General features: G+C 45.8%; 20 protein-coding genes. 18 read left to right on the top strand and 2 right to left on the bottom strand.

The window, feature by feature from the left end; all coding sequences use genetic code 11:
* Positions 1-22 precede the first annotated feature (22 nt).
* From AC6CIF_RS04310 to AC6CIF_RS04285, 6 genes are all read left to right on the top strand, one after another.
* Positions 23-799, top strand: coding sequence for a Cof-type HAD-IIB family hydrolase (locus tag AC6CIF_RS04310; RefSeq protein ID WP_076209292.1), 777 nt, complete (start codon positions 23-25; stop codon positions 797-799).
* Between the two features lie 109 nt (positions 800-908).
* Positions 909-1,079: a YHYH domain-containing protein gene (locus AC6CIF_RS04305; protein ID WP_094030640.1), complete on the top strand. Its 171-nt coding sequence runs from the start codon at positions 909-911 to the stop codon at positions 1,077-1,079.
* A gap of 93 nt (positions 1,080-1,172) precedes the next feature.
* Complete coding sequence (locus tag AC6CIF_RS04300; protein ID WP_076209291.1) at positions 1,173-1,634, top strand: GNAT family N-acetyltransferase; 462 nt, start codon at positions 1,173-1,175, stop codon at positions 1,632-1,634.
* Positions 1,621-2,283 (top strand): HAD family hydrolase, encoded by a 663-nt coding sequence (locus AC6CIF_RS04295; RefSeq protein ID WP_076209290.1) that lies wholly within the window; start codon positions 1,621-1,623, stop codon positions 2,281-2,283. The genes AC6CIF_RS04300 and AC6CIF_RS04295 overlap by 14 nt, the downstream gene beginning before the upstream one ends.
* Positions 2,284-2,541: 258 nt before the next feature.
* Complete coding sequence (locus tag AC6CIF_RS04290; RefSeq protein ID WP_083656932.1) at positions 2,542-3,054, top strand: NUDIX domain-containing protein; 513 nt, start codon at positions 2,542-2,544, stop codon at positions 3,052-3,054.
* Entirely contained in the window at positions 3,054-3,725 is a 672-nt protein-coding gene (locus AC6CIF_RS04285; protein ID WP_076209288.1) for a DUF3298 and DUF4163 domain-containing protein, read from the top strand. The genes AC6CIF_RS04290 and AC6CIF_RS04285 overlap by 1 nt, the downstream gene beginning before the upstream one ends.
* Before the next feature lie 303 nt (positions 3,726-4,028).
* Here AC6CIF_RS04285 and AC6CIF_RS04280 read toward each other — a convergent pair whose 3' ends face one another.
* Positions 4,029-5,189, bottom strand: a complete 1,161-nt coding sequence (locus tag AC6CIF_RS04280) for a glycosyltransferase family 4 protein (protein ID WP_256704124.1) — start codon at positions 5,187-5,189, stop codon at positions 4,029-4,031.
* 208 nt (positions 5,190-5,397) lie between these two features.
* Between AC6CIF_RS04280 and AC6CIF_RS04275 the strand changes: the two genes are divergently transcribed.
* From AC6CIF_RS04275 to AC6CIF_RS04245, 7 genes are all read left to right on the top strand, one after another.
* On the top strand, positions 5,398-5,967 hold the full coding sequence (locus tag AC6CIF_RS04275) for a DMP19 family protein (protein WP_498198074.1): 570 nt from the start codon (positions 5,398-5,400) through the stop codon (positions 5,965-5,967).
* Between the two features lie 64 nt (positions 5,968-6,031).
* Complete coding sequence (locus AC6CIF_RS04270; RefSeq protein ID WP_498198072.1) at positions 6,032-6,316, top strand: hypothetical protein; 285 nt, start codon at positions 6,032-6,034, stop codon at positions 6,314-6,316.
* 227 nt (positions 6,317-6,543) lie between these two features.
* Positions 6,544-6,999, top strand: coding sequence for a PTS sugar transporter subunit IIA (locus AC6CIF_RS04265; protein WP_076209284.1), 456 nt, complete (start codon positions 6,544-6,546; stop codon positions 6,997-6,999).
* Positions 6,999-7,316, top strand: a complete 318-nt coding sequence (locus AC6CIF_RS04260; RefSeq protein WP_017689749.1) for a PTS fructose transporter subunit IIB — start codon at positions 6,999-7,001, stop codon at positions 7,314-7,316. The genes AC6CIF_RS04265 and AC6CIF_RS04260 overlap by 1 nt, the downstream gene beginning before the upstream one ends.
* Positions 7,317-7,345: 29 nt before the next feature.
* Complete coding sequence (locus tag AC6CIF_RS04255; protein WP_101314956.1) at positions 7,346-8,464, top strand: PTS fructose transporter subunit IIC; 1,119 nt, start codon at positions 7,346-7,348, stop codon at positions 8,462-8,464.
* Positions 8,465-8,491: 27 nt separating this feature from the next.
* The gene (gene mngB, locus AC6CIF_RS04250; RefSeq protein WP_498198069.1) at positions 8,492-11,170 is read left to right on the top strand and encodes a mannosylglycerate hydrolase; all 2,679 of its coding nucleotides are present in this window, start codon (positions 8,492-8,494) and stop codon (positions 11,168-11,170) included.
* A gap of 52 nt (positions 11,171-11,222) precedes the next feature.
* Positions 11,223-13,190, top strand: a complete 1,968-nt coding sequence (locus AC6CIF_RS04245) for a BglG family transcription antiterminator (RefSeq protein ID WP_498198067.1) — start codon at positions 11,223-11,225, stop codon at positions 13,188-13,190.
* Between the two features lie 167 nt (positions 13,191-13,357).
* Here AC6CIF_RS04245 and AC6CIF_RS04240 read toward each other — a convergent pair whose 3' ends face one another.
* On the bottom strand, positions 13,358-14,131 hold the full coding sequence (locus AC6CIF_RS04240) for a sporulation protein (protein ID WP_498198065.1): 774 nt from the start codon (positions 14,129-14,131) through the stop codon (positions 13,358-13,360).
* A 184-nt stretch (positions 14,132-14,315) separates the two neighbouring features.
* On the opposite strand from AC6CIF_RS04240, the gene AC6CIF_RS04235 reads away from it, so the two are divergent.
* From AC6CIF_RS04235 to AC6CIF_RS04215, 5 genes are read left to right on the top strand one after another with little or no spacing between them, the layout of a single operon-like run.
* Positions 14,316-14,756, top strand: coding sequence for a hypothetical protein (locus AC6CIF_RS04235; RefSeq protein ID WP_498198063.1), 441 nt, complete (start codon positions 14,316-14,318; stop codon positions 14,754-14,756).
* A gap of 21 nt (positions 14,757-14,777) precedes the next feature.
* The gene (locus AC6CIF_RS04230) at positions 14,778-15,317 is read left to right on the top strand and encodes a hypothetical protein (RefSeq protein ID WP_498198061.1); all 540 of its coding nucleotides are present in this window, start codon (positions 14,778-14,780) and stop codon (positions 15,315-15,317) included.
* A gap of 8 nt (positions 15,318-15,325) precedes the next feature.
* Positions 15,326-15,865, top strand: coding sequence for a GNAT family N-acetyltransferase (locus AC6CIF_RS04225; RefSeq protein ID WP_498198212.1), 540 nt, complete (start codon positions 15,326-15,328; stop codon positions 15,863-15,865).
* A gap of 47 nt (positions 15,866-15,912) precedes the next feature.
* On the top strand, positions 15,913-16,437 hold the full coding sequence (locus AC6CIF_RS04220; protein WP_498198059.1) for a YfiT family bacillithiol transferase: 525 nt from the start codon (positions 15,913-15,915) through the stop codon (positions 16,435-16,437).
* A gap of 34 nt (positions 16,438-16,471) precedes the next feature.
* On the top strand, positions 16,472-16,987 hold the full coding sequence (locus AC6CIF_RS04215; RefSeq protein ID WP_498198057.1) for a GNAT family N-acetyltransferase: 516 nt from the start codon (positions 16,472-16,474) through the stop codon (positions 16,985-16,987).
* Positions 16,988-17,032 lie beyond the last annotated feature (45 nt).

Raw genomic sequence — 17,032 nt, 5'->3', positions numbered from 1 at the left:
AAGACAGAGGAGGAAGAACATTTTGATTAGAGCTGTATTCTTTGATGTGGACGGTACATTGCTGAGCGAAATAGATCGGAGTTTATCTCCGAGTACAACTGAGTCAATCAGGGAATTGATTCGTAAAGGCGTTCAAGTCGTACTCGTCACAGGCAGGCCCTATAATTTATGCGAAGAATTCAGAAATCTCGGAATCGATACGATCATTTCGGCTAACGGAGCATTGATCAAAGCAGGTGATGAAGTGATACATAAGTCTGTACTTTCAGCACAGATGGTTAGAACATTTAGTGAGTTTGCCGAGTTGCAGGGGCACAGTATTTCATATTTTACAGAGTCATTGGATACGAACGGGTTGTGTACAGCAGATGGTCGTGTTACTGACGCCTTAAGAGATACGCTTGGACTCATGGATGCGCCGCAGAAAATCGGTACGTTGGAACAGGACGTATATTGCATTTGTTTATATGCGGATGAAGCGGAGACGGAGAAATTCCAGTCCAGATTTCCTTCCTTACGATTCGTGAGATTCCATCCGTATGTAGTGAATGTGCTGGAAGCGAGCGAAGTTAGCAAATCTATAGCCGCAGAGAATGTTCTCGACTACCTGAAGATATCCAGGGAAGATACGATAGCCTTTGGCGATGGGGAGAATGACGTGGATCTGCTAGTGTATGCGGGAATCGGAATTGCGATGGGAAATGGCGGAGAACGGATTAAACAAAGCGCCGATTATGTCACCCTGCGGGCAAGTGAAGATGGAGTCACCCATGCATTGAAGCAATTTAAGATTTTATGAGAATGAACCGGCTAAAAAGATGAAGGATATCCAAATTGTGGATTTTCATGTAGAATGATATAGCATGTATTAAGCCCTAAAGCATAGGGTGTTTATTGAAGGGTGACTTATGAAAAAGGTTGTTATCGTAATCCTGTCTCTTGTCGTACTTGTTGGTGTATCCTCGTCCGCTTATGCTCATCCAGGCAGACTGGATAAGAATGGTGGACATAATTGTTCAGCCAAATCCAAACAAAAGGGTCTGTGCACGGGTTATCACTATCACAAAAAGAAAAAATGAGAATGAGCTTTACAAGATAAACCCGGCCACGTTCAATGTATGGTTGGGTTTGTATGTGTACCATTGATTTAAAATGATGGAGGCGGTTACACCATGCGGATACAGGAGATATCGGTGTGGAATCATGACGATTTAGTGGCGATGCTGGTCGAAAGCTCCAGTGAGGGGTTCAGACATATCGAGCGATTAATCCATGAATATGAGACAGGAATCAATACATTCGAGCAAGAAGATGAAGCGCTTTTTGAATGCAGAATGCACGATAAGGTTGTTGGGATCTGCGGTTTGAACAGAGATCCTTATTCTGAAGTGACTGATACCGGAAGAATTCGCAGGCTTTATGTGATGAGGGAATTTCGAAGACATGGGGTTGGGCGCAGGCTGATGGATGCGGTTATTCAAAAAGCGGGAAATCATTACGCTCGACTGGTTCTGTACACGGATCAACCGGTTGCTGGATCTTTTTATCGCGACTTGGGATTTAGAGAAGTGACGAGTACGGAGAAGATAACGCATGTACTGGAATTGGGGGAGAAGGAAGATGGAGCATATTAAAGCGGTTATTTTTGATTTGGATAATACGATTCTGAACAGAACGATGACCTTTGGCGGCTTCACGCAGCGTTTAATCAAGACCTATTTTGGTCACCTGGAGTCAACCGAAGATATAAGCAAGCGAATTATTGAACTCGACCAGGATGGTTATAAAGACAAACCCCTTCTGTTCAACGAGTTGTTGAATGAACTGCCTTGGGCAGAGTATCCGCCACATGCAGAACTGATGGAGTTTTATGGCAGAGAGTATGTGCGAAGTTCAGTTCTGATGGAACAGGCGCGAGAAGTCGTTCAGCATCTTCGGGGGAAATATCAAACCGGGTTAATTACCAATGGGCAGACCGATATTCAGTATGGAAAAATCGATCAACTCGGTATCCGGGAGGATTACGACCATATTATTGTTTCAGAAGAGGCTGGAGTCAAAAAGCCCGATCCACGCATATTTCAGCTTGCGCTCGATCATTTCGGTCTAAGACCAGAGCAATGCATTTACATTGGCGATCATCCGGTGAACGATATTGAAGGAGCAGCAAGCGTAGGCATGAGCACCATCTGGATGAAGGTCAACCAACCGTGGCAGGATCGCATTACGTCGGGGCCTTTACATACGATTAAACATCTAAGTGAGCTAAAGGAATTGCTGTAGAAGACGGTTATATAAATTGAATATAACATTTACACAAAACGGAGAGGACAGAAATAACCTAAGGAAGCGAAGCGTTCGCCTTTATCCCCGGATTTTTCCCCTTAGGAAAGGAATCAAAAAATCTGGGGATAACAGCGATCGGAAGGTTGTTCTGTCATCGGAGTGACTAGTGTAAATATTCTTTAGTTCAGTTTATATAAACAAGTAGATTACTATAATCATAGTCTGGAAAGCGAGGAACATATGGAGATTAGACAGATGGCAACAGCGTTTTTGAGCAATGGCTCAGACATGCTGATGATGAAGAAGGCGGGTAGCAGATTGTTTGATTTTGAATTCTGGGGTGGTATCGGCGGGCATCTGGAACAAGGGGAACTGAACGTACCCATGAGCGCCAGCTATCGGGAGATTGAAGAAGAGACCGGGTTCAAGCAAGAGAATGTCAAACACTTTCGGCTTCGATATATTCTGTTGGAGGTTAACGGTGGTGAGATTTGGCAGCAGTTTGTATATTTCGGAGAGACCACGCATCGACATTTTGTACCCTCGGATGAAGGCGAGTTATTCTGGATACCGCTGGATGAGGTGTTGGACTTACATTCGTCTATTCTGATCAAAGCAACGCTTCGGCACTATTTACAACATCCGGGAGCAGAAGACATCTGGATTGGCAACGTTCAGAGCGGAACAGACCTAAAGGGCACTCCACAGGTAATATGGAACAGAATGCAAGAAACGATATCATTTGAGCCAAAGGGGGTTAATCGATAATGTTGAAATATAGAACTGAAAGAAAAAAATTGAGATGGATCAATTACCTGTTGATCACTGTACTGATTGCTATCATTCTTCCGAGTAGTCATGTAGAGGCAGGCAGCACGATTACAGTGAAAACGAAGGTCCAATATTACAAAGGACAGCCATACATACATCTAACAGGTGGAAATAAATCTGTGACGGATAAGCTGAACAAGACATTTAAACTCCACGCAGTGAAAGCAGCTCGCCTGGATAAAGAAGAAAAGAAATCAAACAAAAATTATTTCTACATTACCATGGCCAGTGTAAAATACAATGCAAAAGAAAAGTTATCTGTGGTATATGAAGATCATGTGTACACTGGCGGAGCACATGGAATGGATGCGACAAAATCATATAACTATGACATAAGAACGGGGAAAGAATTGAAGCTAAGCGAGTATGTTAAAGACGATACTCAGATGGAGAAGGTAGAGAAATCAATCTCCAACAGTCTATTAGCCATGTACAATGCAGGAGTTTCTATTTTTGAAGAAAATATTTATGATTTTCAGCTTGATCAAACATCTGAATTCTTTTTATATGATAAAGGGATCGTCATCCGATTCTACCCTTATGAGGTTGCCCCTTATGCTAAAGGGTTTGTAGATATCAAAGTCCCGTACAGTAAATTCAACCAATAGAGCGTATGCAATAATAGGCATGATCCAGTTCAATGAGATCATGTCTTTTTCTATATATACAATTTTCAAAATACTCTAAATAATTTCAATAACTTCGGCTTCTATGTTTCTACATACCGTGTAAATGGCTCAACCCATTACAAGATGCAGGTTTTGTTATGAAGTGCATTGGAAACATGTTTCAGGCCGACTGTAGCAGCGTGCACATGCTACTACGGTCGGCCTGAACGGGCGAACCAGTTTAACTTTGCATAGGGCAGAGGCGATTGTTATGGGTTGTTGGAAGAAACTCATTTCGTCAAATTATGCTGTAATAATTCGATCTTTTGTTTGTCTGTTCCGATGTTCTATAGCCTCCTCATAATCCCTGATTAGTGTATCAAAAATATGCTCCCACGACCGCTGCTCAGCCAGCTTTCTGCCTTCCAGTCCCATTATCCTCAATTGGTTCACGTGATTTCCCCAGAGACATATCTCCCGAATCAGTGCATCAGCCTGACCTGGCTCGAATAACACACCATTGCGGTGAGGGGATATCAGATCCTTTACACCTCCAGCATTGGCCGCCACCACAGGGAGTCCTGAAGCCATCGCTTCCAGTACCACATTGCCAAATGTCTCCGTAGAGGAAGGAAACACAAACAGATCTGCCGAAGCATACATAACAGCAAGTTCTTCGCCATGCATATAACCTGTAAAGGTGACATTGGGTGGGGATTGCAGACGCATTTTCGGGAGAGATGGGCCGTCGCCAACGATGATCCAGTGTACACGGGACTGCATTTCCTGGGGCAACTGCTGCATGGTAGTCGTGAGTGTAGCGATATCTTTTTCCGGGGCAATGCGTCCAACGTAGAGTAAAATAAGGGGAGCGGTGATGTGGTATCGTTCACGGATATCCGTGCTGCGTTTATGAGGGGAGTACAGGTTGCAATCAATCCCTCGGGACCAGAGCTTCAGACGCTGAATGCCCTGGGCTTGCAGGGTGTTTAATGTTTCCTGCGATGGAGTTAGGGTTGCATCACAGGCGCGGTGGAACCATTGGATATATTTCCAGTAGAGCGGAATCATACTTTTTAACCGATAGTATTCGAGATAACGATCGAAGTGGGTATGGTAGGAGACAACATGCGGAAGATGGTGTTTGAGTGCATACCTCAGACCAAGCAATCCCATATTAAAAGGTGTAGCGATATGCAGCAGATCGGGCTGAAAGGCTTGTAGCTGTTTGTGTGTGTTTGCTCTGTTGGGTAGAGCAATGCGGCATTCGGGATACAGAAAAAAAGGGATGTTGGCAACCGATCGGACTTGAGTCTCATGGCTTCCTTCAATGACGGAGTTCGGAGTAAACAGCAGATGTTCAATTCTTCTGCGGTTCAGATGGTTACTCAAGCGGTGGAGCGTGCCAGCAACACCATTGGTTTCCGGAAGATAGGTGTCTGTGAACAAGGCCAGGCGCATCATTACCCCTCCCAAGACTCGTGATGCCAAGATCATAACAGCGGAACATTTTCCAGAGGTCAAGTGCACGTTAACTTGACGATATTCCCTGTAAATTTGATAAAGGATATACTATACCAACTTCCATAAGTTCAACTTATATAGCGTATTCTGCTATGATGTAATAACGTGTCGGCGTATATATAGATAGAGATACAGGAGGCAGAGAAAGATGAACAAGTTACAAGAGGAATTGCAGGAGTTGTTACCACTTGATCAGCTTGAAGAGATGTCAGGTGAAGAAGTGGTGGGGAGTGTTGCCATGGACCTTTATCGGGCTGAATTTTCGACGATTCGAGAAAGTGGGCCGGAACTTCCACAAGTATTGCGAGATATCATTCTAATCATTGATCTGGATACCGAGCTGTCCATGAACGGGATGACCGGTTTCCTTGAAAATGCCAGCGGACAGTATCTGGGTGAGACGATAACAGCTATGGAGCGGATCGGCAATGATGCAGATGCCGTGATCCTGAAGAAGATCGAGCAGATGTTGTCCGAAAGCGGTGTAACGCACGGGCAATTACGAGATAATGTGAATGGCCTGTCCGAAGATGACATCACGACAAGCCTGCAAACACACGGGGAACAGATTCATGAGGTATTACAGCAGATTGAACTGGAAGCCGCGAATTTGAGCATGCAATCGGATAATGAAGAAAGCTTCGACATGCTGTATCAGTATGTGGACGAAAATAAAGATCGTTTGAAACAGGAGATGCAGCACATCTTGTCCAATTAAATGGAAAGAGACTTCGTATAAAGGCATCCTTCCTAACTATAATTGAGGGGGCAAAATGACAAGCATGAACAAACGATTAGCGATGGAATCCGTTTTGGTTACCCTGTTATTCATCATTGGTTTTGCAGCTTGGAATGTCGTTCAAGGCATGATCATGACCATGAATTACGTACCTGATCTCATGAACACCGCTTCTTCGGGTACCCCACTGCAATCCAAGGTTGCTTTTGGAACTATTGTTCGGTGGGATACAACATCCATGATCATGGCTGTTGCCGGATTTGTTTTGCTCGCCGCAGCATATTACGGTCTTCGATCAGGAATGCAGCGTTGGACACAGCATTCCTGATGTTTTATCCGGCCATGTCTGTACTTACTTACGCTGCCTTTGCAGCATACCAATTGAAACTCATTTACAACTGCCCTGAGTCCACTCGACTCAGGTTTTTTGCTATGGCTAATGTTTTTCCGCTTCGAAGGGGAAATTTTCTAGATCCAAGGTCAAGGAATAATCCGTTACAATGATGTTGTAAGCGCTTATCGTTTTGGATAGAGAGAGGAGGAGAGACAGAGATCATGATTACAACCAATCAGATTTATCTCGATCAGACATTGCATAGCAAAGAGGATGTATTTGATTTTATATCTGCGGAGGCAGAGCGTTACAGCATCACTACAAACCGTGCACAACTTGCGGCTGATCTGTGGGAACGCGAACGTGTCTACTCCACCGGACTTCAGGATCACTTTGCGATTCCCCATACCCAGAGTGAAGTTGTAACACGTCCGGCAGTGATGGTCATTCGGTTGCGGGAGCCCATTGATTGGGAATCTCATGACGGCAAGCCGGTGAAATATATTTTTGCCATCCTTGTGCCTAAAGGTCATGTAGACGTATCCCATCTGCAAATCATCTCTTCACTTGCCACCTTATTGCTGGAAGATTCATTCAAAGAGGCCATCGCAGAAGCGGTGCAGCCGGAAGATGTATATACGTTGCTTCATCAATATACGGAAGGACTGGTGTCATAATGAAAATCGTAGGTGTAACGTCATGTATCGCAGGTCTCGCCCATACCCCGATGGCCGCCAAAGCATTGGAGAAAGCAGCTCAGCAACTGGGATATGAGATCAAAGTGGAACAGCAGGGAGCTATGGGACAAGTCAATAAGCTGACGGAAGAAGATATTGCTGCAGCGAATTTTGTACTGATTGCAGCGGATCAAACGGTGAAGGACATGGATCGGTTTGGCGATAAAAAAGTCGTACGTGTCAAAATCGGTCATGCCGTAAGTCAGGCAGAAGCGGTATTAACCAAAGCCGTCGAGGCTGTGAACGCACAAGCTTAACCCCACCTTCCACATGAGGAGAGAGTACGATGAGAAAATGGTTTGGTGAAGCAAAAACACATCTAATGACAGGTATCTCCTATCTGCTGCCGGTCATTATCGCGGGTTCCCTGGTCGTTGCCATTTGCAAAATTATCGCACTATCAATGGGCATTACTGATCTTGATCCGTACAAAGATGGAAGCGGATTCTTGCATATTTTATATCTCGTGCAAAATGTAGGATGGAGCGGCATCGGACTATTAACGATTGTCCTGTCCGGTTATATTGCCTACTCGATTGCTGACAAACCTGCGCTGGCCGCAGGTCTGATCGGAGGGGTGCTGGCACAGCAGACCAACGCCGGTTTCCTGGGCGCGTTGATCTCAGGCTTCTTTGCCGGATACATCACCTTGTGGGTCAAAAACAAAGTTAAGATTACAGGTCCGGCCGCTGGCTCGGTACCGTTAATCATTTTACCGCTGATTACCGTAGGTTTAACCGGATTTCTGATGGCAGTCATTCTGGGTGGCCCGCTGGGCGCGCTGAATGAGTATCTCATTGCTTGGGTTCAAAACATGAGCCAGAGCGGAACGAATACCGTTCTACTTGCGATTATTTTGGGAGCGATGATCGGATTTGACCTCGGCGGACCTGTCAACAAAGCGGCATGGATGGCAGGCAATGCCCTGTTCCTGTCCGGTGTCTATCTGCCGAATATTTTCATCAATATTGCCATCTGCATTCCACCGCTTGGTTATGGCTTGGCGACATTGCTGATGAAGAAACGTTTTTCCAAAACCTATCAGGAAGCGGGAAAAGGTGCAGTGATTATGGGTGTGATCGGTATCACGGAAGGTGCAATTCCGTTCACACTGCGTAACCCTGCCAAAATGATTCTGGTCAACATGTTTGCCTGTGCAACGGGCGCTGCCTTGACTGCACTGCTGGGAGCACATATCATCATGCCACCAATTGGCGGCTTATATGGAGCTGTGTCAGTAGGTACCCCAATCGCGTACCTTGCCGGAGGCATTGTCGGCGCACTGATCGTAGCGGGGGGCACCATGCTGGTGAACTTCCGTGATGAAGAAGAGAAACAACCTGCCAAGACTCAGGAAGCTTCAGTGAAGAAAAACGGGGAAGAAATCGAACTCGTTTTTGACTAAAAAAGGCATCTGGAGGGATATAGAGATATGAGTGAAAGAAATCGTACCAAAGTACATGTGATTCCACATACACACTGGGACCGGGAATGGTATTTTACGACCTCCCGTTCCAAAGTGTATCTTGTCAAACACGTCAAGGAAGTATTGAACGCACTGGAGAATATCGATGGATTCCATTATTACCTGTTGGATGCACAGGGTTCGCTGCTGGATGATTACATTCGCTGGTGTCCCGAGGATGAGGAACGGATCCGCCAACTGGTTACAGCCAAACGACTGATGACTGGGCCCTGGTATACACAGACGGATCAATTGGTGATTTCCAGTGAATCCATGGTCCGAAACCTGTATTATGGTATGAAAACAGCACAAAAGTACGGACATGCGATGAAGGTTGGTTATGTCCCGGATGCGTTTGGACAATCGGCACAGATGCCGCAGATCTATCGCGAGTTCGGCATTGAACGTTTCCTGTTCTGGCGTGGTGTCTCGGATAATACGAATCCACATACCGAGTTTACGTGGGAAGGATCGGATGGCAGTCGTGTATTTGCTGTACAGATGCCATTCGGATATTACTACGGCGGTAACATTCCGGAAAATGAGGAAGATCTGGTCCCTTATCTGGAGAAACAGATTAGTGCGCTTGAACGCAAAGCATCCACCAGGCATATCTATTTCCCCAACGGGTTTGATCAGGCTCCTGTCCGGTTGAACCTGCCGGAGTTGATTGAACGGTTCAATGCGCTGGATACAAAACGCGAATATGTGATGAATGAACCGGAACGTTTTCTGGCGGAGATCGAAGCGGATAGTCAGGACCTGCCTGTACTTCGGGGTGAATTAATGGAAGCCAAGCACATGCGGATTCACAAGTCCATTTTTTCCACCCGTGCAGATCTCAAGCAACAGAATAACCGAATTGAGAATCTGATTGCTAACACGCTAGAACCTGTACTTGCCATTAGTCATTCTCTCGGGCATGATTACCCGCATCGCATTGTTGAGGACATCTGGAAGTTGTTGTTTGAGAATGCGGCACATGACAGCATCGGTGGCTGTAACAGCGATACAACGAATCAGGACGTTGCGTTCCGTTACAAACAGGCCTATGATATCACACTGAATTTGCTCGACCTGCATATGCGGATGATTGCTTCAACGATACAGCAGGAGGAGACATTTGCGTTCACCCTGTTCAACACGCTACCGTATGTGCGAGGCGGGGTTGCTGAGATTGAAGCTTATATTCCGGAAGAATCCTTTGTGATTCGGGACACGAAGGGACGCGAGCTGGCCTACACCATTGTGGAAAAAGTAGACCAGACCGATTATGTACTTGGACAGCACATTGATCTCAATCCAAGCCGCAAAGTGCATCTGCCGGAACGGGTATATCGCGCCAAATTGCTGGTGGAACTGCAAGAGGTCCCGCCGATGGGTTACACCCAGATTGTCTTTGATTTCAGTCAGGGCACTGCACCCGTCATTGAGCGGCGTAACGGTGACACGATTGAAAATGAATATTTCACCATTGCGCTACAAGCAAACGGCACCTTGCAAATTACAGACAAGCGATCTGGCCAAGTGTATGCGGATCAAATGGTCTTCGAAGATAACGGGGATGACGGAGATTCCTACAATTATTCTCCTCCCGAGCGGGATCTGATTGTTTCTTCGGCAGGTAGCCAGATGAGTACAACGACCACCCAAACGTCAGTATCTCAGACACTATCCCTGCGTTTCACGCTGGATGTCCCCTACGATCTGGAAGAGCGCGCCGCAGGCATCACGTCGGGGGCATTGCCAATGCAGGTGCAGATATCTCTTCGCAAAGGAGAGAAGCTGATCCGTTTCCAGGTTCAGGTGCAGAATGAGGTGTTCAGCCACCGTTTGCGTGTCCTTTTTGATACAGGAATTGCTTCCGCCCTATCCATTGCAGATCAGCCTTTCGGTGTGATTGCTCGTCCAACCTCATTGCCAGAAGTGGACGTATGGGAGCGCGAACAATGGCAGGAGAAACCGATCACCATTGAAGCGATGCAGAGTTATGCCGGGTTGAACAATGGTTCGCATGGTATGGCTGTGATGACGGAAGGTGTACGTGAGTACGAGATTATTGGTGAGCAAATGGATACCATTGCCCTGACCTTGTTCCGCACATTCGGTTTCATGGGTAAGGAAAACCTGTTGTATCGTCCTGGCCGGGCCTCCGGTGAGAAAATTGTGGCAACACCTGACGCGCAATTGCTTGGCGAGCTCTCCTTTACCTTTGGCCTGCATATCCAGACTTCTGGATTCGACGAAGCGAATGTGGCCCGTGCTGCGCGTGAATATTTGACACCGATCAGCAGTTATCAGCTATGCGACTTTTTGAATGGACGTCTAATCTTTGCTTTCCGCGATGAGGAACGTGTTCTTGATACAGACTACAGCCTGATGTCGTTCAGCGACGATTCCAACGTGGTGTTAAGCAGTTTCAAGAAAGCAGAGCAGAGTGACGGATACATTGTACGTGTCTTCAATCCATATTTGGCACAGTCAGCGAACGTGAACATGCACTTCAATCAGGCTGTACATGCAGAGCGTGTATCCCTTGCGGAGCAACCACTAGAGCCTCAGCAGAAGTTAACCGATGGAGAAGAGGTCGTGCGTTTGCCGGAACTCGCACATTGTAAATTGATGACTGTACTTGTATCGATATAAAGTGAGCTTTAGTTATACACAATCCTGATCAGAAGGGAGGTCGGATATCGGTATGATTTTTCCAACTAAACGGTTGAAAAAGCTGTTCCACCTCATTCATGGTGAAGGACAGGAACAGGCTTGGACGAGCCAAGCACTTGCAGACAAGCTGGAAGTTACGGTGCGTACCATTAGGGATGATCTGAAAAAGTTGGATCATATCCTTGCGGTGCATGGCGGGAGCCTGGAATCCAAGCGTGGACGGGGTTATTCCATTCGTGTGCATGATGCGAAGCGGTATAATGAGCTGTTGGAGGAACGGAAGGATGATGGGCAAAAAGGTGCGCCAGTACCTGGATCGCCTGATGAGCGTATCCGTTATGAATTGTTCAAGCTGCTTGGTGAACCGGGTCATATCAAGATGGAAGACCTCGCTGATCAGCTGTTTATAAGCCGTGCAACAATGAACAATGATCTGAAAATCATTCGTCAGATTCTGGAGAACTACCAGCTTCGGCTTCAGATCAAACCAGGACATGGTGTGAAGGTCGTCGGAGACGAGCAAAGGTTCCGTTATTGTCTTGCAGAGTATGCCGATGCGCGAGATGAAGAATTGGGACCGGAGGGAATGACTGCTGCCCAGGAACGTTTGCTGTATCCAATCGAACCTGCGCACATCAGCGAGATCGTCATTCGCCATGTAGGCAAACAGAATGTTCGTATTGCAGATATGGCCCTGAAAGATCTGATTACGCATCTGGCTGTTATGGTACTACGTATTAAGCAGGGACATGAACTGGAGCGATTCGAGAAAGTGGAGGCGAATGTTCAGGATCAGCAACTTGCACAGCAGATTATTCAGGACTTGGAGTCGTTATATTCCATTCATTGTCCAGTCGGAGAGCGAGATTATCTGCTGCTGCACATTGTTAGCAAAAAAATGACCGCTACCGATTGGAATGGACTTCGAAGTGACCCGTTATATCTTGTTGTACAGCAGATGCTGGGACATATCTATGATCGGTACACCTATGATCTGCGGGATGATGAACGGTTGCCAAATGATCTCTATGCCCATCTGAAGCCCATGATTACTAGATTGGAACATGGCATGAATATGCGGAATCCACTGCTGGGACATATACGTAAATATTATCCACTCGCCTATGAGATTACGATAAGTGCAGTGAAACAGCTACAGACATACGTACCTCATGAAATCAATGACAGTGAGATTGGTTACCTGGCTCTTCATATTGGTGCAGCATTGGAACGTAAATACCAGATTCCTCATCGCAAACGGAAATCCGTATTACTGGTCTGTGGGTCAGGATACGGCACAGCCCGTATTCTTGAATCCAGATTGCGTTCTTTATTTGCAGAGCTGGAGGTCTCACGTGTAGTTTCGCTACGGGAGTACGAGGAGATGGGGAGTGTGCCTGAAGATTTGGTCATTTCCACGATCCGTTTACGGGAGTCCAAAGGCAAACCGTCGGCTGTCATTGCTGCGATTCCATCGGAACGCGACATGGCAACGATCACTCATCTGGTGCGAACCAGTGATGAGCAGGAGGAAATGACGCTGCTGCGTTACTTTGATCCAGCGTTGTTCATGTTTCGGTCGGATCAGCCTGACAAAATGACACTTATGGCTGAGATGAGTGGAGCACTGTTGGAGAAGGGAATCGTGACGGAGCAGTTCTGGCCAGCTGTGCAGGAGCGGGAAAAGATGGCTTCAACGGCGCTTGGAAGAGGCATGGCGATTCCGCACCCCATGGAGCTGAGTTCAACCCGTACAACCGTATCGGTATGTCTGCTCGAGAAGCCGATTCCTTGGGATGAGGAGAATGAAGTACATGCGGTATTTATGTTATCCATCTGCAAAGAGGATTACGAACAGGCGATGGGGATCTATGATCTGTTTGTAGAATTGATCCGGCAGGAGGAGCAGCTGGAAAGCCTGAGATCCTGCAGCAGCTTCGATGCCTTTGCCCAACTTGTATGTGAAACGTTGAGTCTGAAAAGTACCGAAGTGTATTAATATATAAGTTCACTAAGGATAATTCCACTGACACTTTGAGTACAGAACAACTTTACGATTGCTTTTATCCCCCATTTTTTTAAATTCCCTTTTGGAAAATGGAAGAACCGTCCTTCATCAGATTATCTGACAGAGGACGGTTTTTATTCGTTTACACAAACTATTGATTAAATATGCTTGGAAATGATCTCTTCCAGTCCTTGAGCGACAGAATGCGCACCCCGCGCTAGATGTCTTTCATACAGATGTAGGCGGACAAAACTTTCATCCGTACCCATGGCTTCGGAGAACATTCCACTGAGCCCACGAGCGCGGCGGTCGATCTGTAATAACAGCTCCAGCGAATCGCCCATCGGATAGAACAGGACTTCCAACTCATCCAGATGCCCACGGAATTTGTTTGTTGGTACAAATTCAAATTCCTGTACAAATGGCAGATTGCCGCCCAGCTTTGGTGCGTAGTCATTGGTCACTTCACGTAGCTTGAAACCAAGAATATCAATTGCATCGAGCACGGTGTTCATATCTTTGGTAGGAACAACATGCAGTCTGTCCCGGTCTGAGGGGTCTACAGCACTTGAAATATCGAGGCCTGTTTCTACCCACACCTCTGCACGATGTAGCGTAATAGGCAAGTTTTCAGGTAAGTCAAATGAGAAGTCTTTCTCCAATTTGGCTCCAGGCTGTAATGTGAAACCTTCGGTGAGCAAATATTTGGCTATAACGGCTGTTTCTTTTACTTTACGATCATCGTGCTCCCGTATGTAATGGGTTTTGATTGAAAGATAGATTCGATCTACGTTCTGTTCCACATCTCCACCTTCAATGTACACAACCCCCGAGATGATTCCTCCAGGCGTGACCTCTGGTGTATGCAGTTCCGTATTTACTTTGGCTGCTCCAACACCTACACTGGCTAACATTTTCTTGAAAAATGACATGCGCTCAACCTCCAGATCAGATGGTTTATTATATGGGATACATACGGCTTCGACCTTAATACGGAAGCTGGAAGAGAAGCGTTTCATATTTTAGCAAAGATATATCGCATATCCAAACAGGAGAATCGACTTACCTATGTCGAATGTTTAAATAAAGGGATTTTTTGACAGGAGGTGAAGCCGATTGAACACAGAATTTTCGGAACAGAAATATGGTGAAACGGGTGTCAAAACCAGCTTCGAGCAGATGGCGAACGGGGAACAAAAATATAAAATGATAGCAGAAGATGGCAGTTATTATTGCAGAACTGTTGCCTCTCCCCACGGAGCATGGCAAAACAGTCATGTACATATCAACTTAACGGAGTTTTATGTGGTGCAAACTGGATGGATTGCTTATGCCAGTTATGGAGACGATCAGATGTTTTCGATTCGAGTGATGCGTGCAGGAGAGCACATCATTGTCCAACCTGGAATCCACCACAATATATACATGTCTGCACATAGCGCGATACATACCATCAAGCATGGATTGAACACCACGAGTGATTGGACGGCATCACCTGAGTTGGATAGGTTAACTCAATCTTTAACAGAGAAGGAGCTGCTCCAGAAGTATGATTAACCAGACGGGAGGATCAGACAGATGCGTAAAAGTACAATATTTTGGATTACGGGAATAACGATAATCCTCTTGGTGACTCTGCTCATATACAGCTATGTTATTCCAAGTGTGAGTGCACAGGATGTTGTGATGACAGGCACAATCAGGCAGATTGATACGGACGCAGTTGAGGTAGAGTTAGAGATAACGCGAAAAAGAGAAGACAAGGATCGACATATGGTGTATCCTGTTGTCCCTGGATGGGAAGGGGTCACATTCACTGAAGAACAAGATGATGCGTGGTACATGCCTTCGTCCGTTGGCAGCTCCTATCTTGATCAAGTCATTCTGGAAAAGTATCTGAAAGCGCAGGGGAAAACCATGAAATCAGCTTATAATCTGATAGGATTTGCGATACCTGATGAGATAGGGAGCTACAAGTTGCGGTTAACGCTCAGATCTTTGGATGGAACGACTCAACCGCTTGAGAATCCCATGGTGTATTATGTTCACAACGAGCATTTGTTAGGGAAGGATCTGAGTTGGGTTACGAGTGAGAATTTGGAGATCAATAAGGAGTAATCAGAATGATGAATGTATATGAATCGAATGAAATCACCGTACGTTTCTTGAACACAGAAGATGAACACCATCTGGTGAAGTGGCTGTCAGACCCGGAAGTTCTTCAATACTATGAAGGGCGTGATCGGCCGCATGATCTGGAACAGGTGAGAGAACATTTTTACAATCAGAAAGATGATGCTACCCGCTGTATCGTTGAGTATGAAGGACATCCGATTGGATACATTCAGTTCTATGAGCTTGAGGAAGAAGAGCGAACGGAGTATGGTTATGGAGACACGGATGAAATCATCTATGGAACGGATCAGTTTATTGGTGAGGTGGACTACTGGAATAAAGGCATTGGTACACAGTTGATGCAATCCATGCTGGTTTATCTGATTAATGAAAAACAAGCCCGTAAAGTGGTTATGGACCCTCAATCCTGGAACTTGCGAGCGATATCCTGTTACGAGAAATGTGGTTTCCAAAAGATTAAGCTGTTGGAGAAACATGAGCAGCACGAAGGACAGATGCGAGACTGTTGGCTTATGGAATATGCCCTGTAGATCCTGTTTAAAGTTATTTGAATCATATAAACAAGGAGGAATAATGGATGGATGAAAGATTTCCGATAGGAACATTTGTACACACGGGTGAAGTTACTTTGGCACAACGGGAGAAGTGGATTCAGGACATTGCTGAGTTGCCTGAACGCGCACGAGAAGCGGTAAAGGGATTGAGTGAAGAGCAATTAAGTCTACCGTATCGAGAAGGTGGATGGATGCTCAAACAGGTTATTCACCACATGGCAGACAGCCATATGAACAGTATGATTCGTTTCAAGTTGGCGCTGACAGAGGATACACCAACGATTCGGCCTTATTATGAAGAGCGCTGGGCTGAACTGAGTGATTCAAGAGACCTGGATGTCGAATTCTCGCTTCAGATTCTGGATGCCCTCCATCGTCGTTGGGTGTTTCTGTTAAACGCGCTGACAGATGCAGATTATGCCAAACAATTTTATCATCCCTCATCGGAAGAAACGACAAGACTGGATTATAATCTGGGCATGTATGCATGGCATGGCAAACACCATGTTGCTCACATCACATCGCTTCGGGAGAGACTGGGAATATAGCAAGGAGAAATATCTTTTTAAGGAGGATTCATCATTGAGTGTACATATCAGACTATTAAATGAGAGCGATCCTGTAATCATATCAAAGGCGTTTCAGGAGCAGGGTTGGGGGAGATTCGCTGAGCAGTATCTTCGTTACTTGGCTGAACAACAGAATGGGGAGCGCGTAACCTTGGTAGCCGAGTTAAATGGAGAATTTGCCGGATACGTGAATGTATTGTGGTATTCCAGCTATCCGTCTTTCAGGGAACAAGGCATTCCCGAAATTAACGATTTTAATGTACTGATGAAGTTCCAGCGCCAAGGTATTGGTTCACAGTTGATGGACCGAGCAGAGGAAGTTATTCGGGAACGAACGGATGTAGCAGGCATTGGTGTAGGTGTGTTTTCCGATTATGGCAAAGCACAAGTTCTATATGCCCATCGCGGGTACATACCAGACGGTCACGGTGTACACAAACATGATCATTACATTCAGCCGGGTGAAGAAACGATTATGGACGACGATGTTGTACTTTATCTTACGAAGAAGTTAAAAGCCACGCAATAATTTCATAATATATACAATGATGGAAGATGTCATGTATACTAGTTG

The organism is Paenibacillus sp. GQ49, assembly GCF_059759055.1.
Note: the sequence above shows the minus strand (reverse complement) of the source record. Positions and strands in the feature narration are given on the sequence as shown.